General features: G+C 59.0%; 3 rRNA genes. All 3 read left to right on the forward strand.

Going from position 1 to position 5,839, the window contains the following annotated elements:
- Window positions 1-114: 114 nt before the first annotated feature.
- Window positions 115-1,643, forward strand: a 16S ribosomal RNA gene (locus tag LQU92_RS14775).
- A 757-nt stretch (window positions 1,644-2,400) separates the two neighbouring features.
- Window positions 2,401-5,532 (forward strand): 23S ribosomal RNA (locus tag LQU92_RS14780).
- A gap of 199 nt (window positions 5,533-5,731) precedes the next feature.
- Window positions 5,732-5,839: ribosomal RNA gene (gene rrf / locus LQU92_RS14785) — 5S ribosomal RNA — on the forward strand; the annotation flags it as partial.

The raw sequence follows: 5,839 nt of genomic DNA on the forward strand, positions 1-5,839 counted from the left end.
CAATAGTGTGCCATGTTTGTTGATACCGGATGTTTTATCTGGTTGATGGATCGCTGTGCCCTGCCTCCGTGGGGTGTGGTGGTCTTGTCGGCCGGGGTTTTGTTTTCTGTTTTTTTGACGGAGAGTTTGATCCTGGCTCAGGACGAACGCTGGCGGCGTGCTTAACACATGCAAGTCGAACGCTGAAGCTCCAGCTTGCTGGGGTGGATGAGTGGCGAACGGGTGAGTAATACGTGAGTAACCTGCCCTTGACTCTGGGATAAGCCTGGGAAACCGGGTCTAATACTGGATACGACGTCCTACCGCATGGTGGGGCGTGGAAAGGGTTTTACTGGTTTTGGATGGGCTCACGGCCTATCAGCTTGTTGGTGGGGTAATGGCCTACCAAGGCGACGACGGGTAGCCGGCCTGAGAGGGTGACCGGCCACACTGGGACTGAGACACGGCCCAGACTCCTACGGGAGGCAGCAGTGGGGAATATTGCACAATGGGCGGAAGCCTGATGCAGCGACGCCGCGTGAGGGATGACGGCCTTCGGGTTGTAAACCTCTTTCAGCAGGGAAGAAGCCACAAGTGACGGTACCTGCAGAAGAAGCGCCGGCTAACTACGTGCCAGCAGCCGCGGTAATACGTAGGGCGCAAGCGTTGTCCGGAATTATTGGGCGTAAAGAGCTCGTAGGCGGTTTGTCGCGTCTGCTGTGAAAGCCCGGGGCTCAACCCCGGGTCTGCAGTGGGTACGGGCAGACTAGAGTGCAGTAGGGGAGACTGGAATTCCTGGTGTAGCGGTGAAATGCGCAGATATCAGGAGGAACACCGATGGCGAAGGCAGGTCTCTGGGCTGTTACTGACGCTGAGGAGCGAAAGCATGGGGAGCGAACAGGATTAGATACCCTGGTAGTCCATGCCGTAAACGTTGGGCACTAGGTGTGGGGGACATTCCACGTTCTCCGCGCCGTAGCTAACGCATTAAGTGCCCCGCCTGGGGAGTACGGCCGCAAGGCTAAAACTCAAAGGAATTGACGGGGGCCCGCACAAGCGGCGGAGCATGCGGATTAATTCGATGCAACGCGAAGAACCTTACCAAGGCTTGACATCCACCGGACCGCACTGGAGACAGTGCTTCCCTTCGGGGCTGGTGGACAGGTGGTGCATGGTTGTCGTCAGCTCGTGTCGTGAGATGTTGGGTTAAGTCCCGCAACGAGCGCAACCCTCGTTCTATGTTGCCAGCACGTGATGGTGGGGACTCATAGGAGACTGCCGGGGTCAACTCGGAGGAAGGTGGGGATGACGTCAAATCATCATGCCCCTTATGTCTTGGGCTTCACGCATGCTACAATGGCCGGTACAAAGGGTTGCGATACTGTGAGGTGGAGCTAATCCCAAAAAGCCGGTCTCAGTTCGGATTGAGGTCTGCAACTCGACCTCATGAAGTCGGAGTCGCTAGTAATCGCAGATCAGCAACGCTGCGGTGAATACGTTCCCGGGCCTTGTACACACCGCCCGTCAAGTCACGAAAGTTGGTAACACCCGAAGCCGGTGGCCTAACCCCTTGTGGGAGGGAGCCGTCGAAGGTGGGACCGGCGATTGGGACTAAGTCGTAACAAGGTAGCCGTACCGGAAGGTGCGGCTGGATCACCTCCTTTCTAAGGAGCCGTTGACCGCCGTGTGGTGGTCGCCCCCGCCTGAGTGCCCGTTCGTGGTGCTGGTGGGGTGAGCTCATGGGTGGAATATCAACGAACGAGTGGCCGCACACCACGCACCGCCGTGCCCTGCTGCCCCGTTTCGGGGTGGTCGGTGCTGGTGGTGGTGGGGTGCTGGTGGTGCGGGTCTGTTCAGTACCTGCTTCTGGGGGTTCCTGTGAAAGGGGGCCTGTGGGGGTGGTGGAACGCGGGTCCGGTGCTGCTGGTGCCGGTGTGGTCCTTGGCGCACTGTTGGGTCCTGAGACAACAGGCCCCCCTTTTTTGTGGTCATGGTCCCGTCGTGGACGGCTTGCGGGTGTTGCCCGTGGTCGGCGCGGTGGGGTGGTGGTCCGGGGGGTGTGGTGTTTCGGTTGTTCCCGGCGCCCTGCGCCGGAGGCTTCTTCCGGGTCCGGTCTCGTTCTCCTTCGTGGGGGATGGGGTGGGTTCCTGGGGGTGGGCTCCGGGTGGTGTGGGGTGTGTGGGTTGTTGTTTGAGAACTGTATAGTGGACGCGAGCATCTTGAAGACGCCGCACCGTGCTCGCTCCGTTCGCGGGGTGGGTGTGCTGAGCCCGTTGTGTGGGCCGGTGGTGCGGTACGTTTTCGTGATTTGTGATCGCCGCCGGCTGCCGGTCGTGGTGCTGCCCTTCGTCTTCTCCTTGGTGGGGAGGTGGTGTGGTGGTGGCCCGGGTGTGTGGTCGGTCGGTGTGTTCTGTGATCATGTGGCAAGTTTTCAAGGGCGTACGGTGGATGCCTTGGCATCAGGAGCCGATGAAGGACGCGGTAATCTGCGATATGCCTCGGGGAGCTGATAAACGAGCTGTGATCCGAGGGTCTCCGAATGGGGAAACCCCGCCGCGTGTTATGCGTGGTGACCCGTACCTGAATTCATAGGGTGCGTGGAGGGAACGTGGGGAAGTGAAACATCTCAGTACCCACAGGAAGAGAAAACAACAGTGATTCCGTCAGTAGTGGCGAGCGAACGCGGAAGAGGCTAAACCGGTGGTGTGTGATACCCGGCAGGGGTTGCATCATCGGGGTTGTGGGGCGTGTTCGTCCTGGGTCTGCCGGCCCGGGCGTGTGAGTGCAGGGCGATAGTCGAACCGGTGTGAGTGCCGGGCCGTAGAGGGTGGAAGTCCCGTAGACGAAATCGTTGCTGCCGCATGGAGTGCGTGCCCAAGTAGCACGGGGCCCGAGAAATCCCGTGTGAATCTGCCAGGACCACCTGGTAAGCCTAAATACTCCCTGATGACCGATAGCGGACCAGTACCGTGAGGGAAAGGTGAAAAGTACCCCGGGAGGGGAGTGAAATAGTACCTGAAACCGTGCGCCTACAATCCGTCGGAGCCTTACGGGGTGACGGCGTGCCTTTTGAAGAATGAGCCTGCGAGTTAGTGTTACGTCGCGAGGTTAACCCGTGAGGGGTATCCGTAGCGAAAGCGAGTCCGAACAGGGCGTGTGAGTGGCGTGATCTAGACCCGAAGCGAAGTGATCTACCCATGGCCAGGTTGAAGCGCGTGTAAGAGCGCGTGGAGGACCGAACCCACTTCAGTTGAAAATGGAGGGGATGAGCTGTGGGTAGGGGTGAAAGGCCAATCAAACTTCGTGATAGCTGGTTCTCCCCGAAATGCATTTAGGTGCAGCGTTGCGTGTTTCTTGCCGGAGGTAGAGCTACTGGATGGCCGATGGGCCCTACAAGGTTACTGACGTCAGCCAAACTCCGAATGCCGGTAAGTGAGAGCGCAGCAGTGAGACTGTGGGGGATAAGCTTCATAGTCGAGAGGGAAACAGCCCAGACCACCAACTAAGGCCCCTAAGCGTGTGCTAAGTGGGAAAGGATGTGGAGTTGCTCAGACAACCAGGAGGTTGGCTTAGAAGCAGCCACCCTTGAAAGAGTGCGTAATAGCTCACTGGTCAAGTGATTCCGCGCCGACAATGTAGCGGGGCTCAAGTACACCGCCGAAGTTGTGGCATTGCACCAATGATACCCAACCGGTCCTTTCGGGGTCCGGTTCAGGTGGTGCGATGGGTAGGGGAGCGTCGTGTGGGCAGTGAAGCTGCGGGGTAACCCAGTGGTGGAGCCCACACGAGTGAGAATGCAGGCATGAGTAGCGAAAGACGGGTGAGAAACCCGTCCGCCGAATGATCAAGGGTTCCAGGGTCAAGCTAATCTGCCCTGGGTCAGTCGGGACCTAAGGCGAGGCCGACAGGCGTAGTCGATGGACAACGGGTTGATATTCCCGTACCGGCGAAGAACCGCCCCTATCGAACCGGGGACACTAACCACCCGAACCGGGCCATGCGGTGACCATTGGTCATCGCCGGCGCCGGGGAGCGTGGGACCTGAACCGGGGAGGTAAGCGTATTAACAGGTGTGACGCAGGAAGGCAGCCGAGCCGGGCGATGGTAGACCCGGTCCAAGCGTGTAGGGCGATCCGTTGGCAAATCCGCGGGTCATGGGCCTGAGACGTGACGGGACCCCCATTCGTGGGGGGATTCGGTGATCCTATGCTGCCGAGAAAAGCATCGACGCGAGGTTCCAGCCGCCCGTACCCCAAACCGACACAGGTGATCAGGTAGAGAATACCAAGGCGATCGAGAGAATCATGGTTAAGGAACTCGGCAAAATGCCCCCGTAACTTCGGGAGAAGGGGGGCCCGGACCGTGAACGGAACATGCTTCCGGGAGCGGGTAAGGGCCGCAGAGACCAGGGGGAAGCGACTGTTTATCAAAAACACAGGTCCGTGCGAAGTCGCAAGACGATGTATACGGACTGACTCCTGCCCGGTGCTGGAAGGTTAAGAGGACCCGTTAGCCTCACGGCGAAGCGGAGAATTTAAGCCCCAGTAAACGGCGGTGGTAACTATAACCATCCTAAGGTAGCGAAATTCCTTGTCGGGTAAGTTCCGACCTGCACGAATGGAGTAACGACTTCCCCGCTGTCTCAACCATGAACTCGGCGAAATTGCAGTACGAGTAAAGATGCTCGTTACGCGCAGCAGGACGGAAAGACCCCGAGACCTTTACTATAGTTTGGTATTGGTGTTCGGTGTGGCTTGTGTAGGATAGGTGGGAGACTGTGAAGCGGGCACGCCAGTGCTCGTGGAGTCATCGTTGAAATACCACTCTGGTCACTCTGGACATCTAACTTCGGCCCGTGATCCGGGTCAGGGACAGTGCCTGATGGGTAGTTTAACTGGGGCGGTTGCCTCCTAAAGAGTAACGGAGGCGCCCAAAGGTTCCCTCAGCCTGGTTGGCAATCAGGTGTCGAGTGTAAGTGCACAAGGGAGCTTGACTGTGAGAGCGACAGCTCGAGCAGGGACGAAAGTCGGGACTAGTGATCCGGCGGTACATTGTGGAATGGCCGTCGCTCAACGGATAAAAGGTACCTCGGGGATAACAGGCTGATCTTGCCCAAGAGTCCATATCGACGGCATGGTTTGGCACCTCGATGTCGGCTCGTCGCATCCTGGGGCTGGAGTTGGTCCCAAGGGTTGGGCTGTTCGCCCATTAAAGCGGTACGCGAGCTGGGTTCAGAACGTCGTGAGACAGTTCGGTCCCTATCCGCTGCGCGCGCAGGAAATTTGAGAAGACCTGTCCTTAGTACGAGAGGACCGGGACGGACGAACCTCTGGTATGGCAGTTGTACCGCCAGGTGCACCGCTGCTTCGCTACGTTCGGAAGAGATAACCGCTGAAAGCATCTAAGCGGGAAGCTCGCTTCGAGATGAGATTTCCACGCACTTCTGGTGCGAGAGGCCCCCAGCGAGACCACTGGGTTGATAGGCCGGAGGTGGAAGCACGAACCAACGACGTGCGCAGCCGACCGGTACTAATAGGCCGACAACTTACCCACAACCCCCACCCCGTTTCCGTGGTGGGGCACAGAACACCGCGTCCACTATACGGCTCCCAACCAACAACCCCACCCGCCGCCCCCCGCACCAGGGGGTAGGGTGAGGGGGAACCACAACTGCATACTCACGAACAATCGTGACGAGACGTCCCACCCACCCCCGGGCCACACCGGCCGGGGAAGGGTGCGGAGAACGAGTTACGGCGGTCATAGCGTGGGGGAAACGCCCGGTCCCATCCCGAACCCGGAAGCTAAGACCCACAGCGCCGATGGTACTGCACCCGGAAGGGTGTGGGAGAGTAGGACA

Source organism: Kocuria sp. LUK, from assembly GCF_021012935.1.
GTDB lineage: Bacteria > Actinomycetota > Actinomycetes > Actinomycetales > Micrococcaceae > Kocuria > Kocuria flava.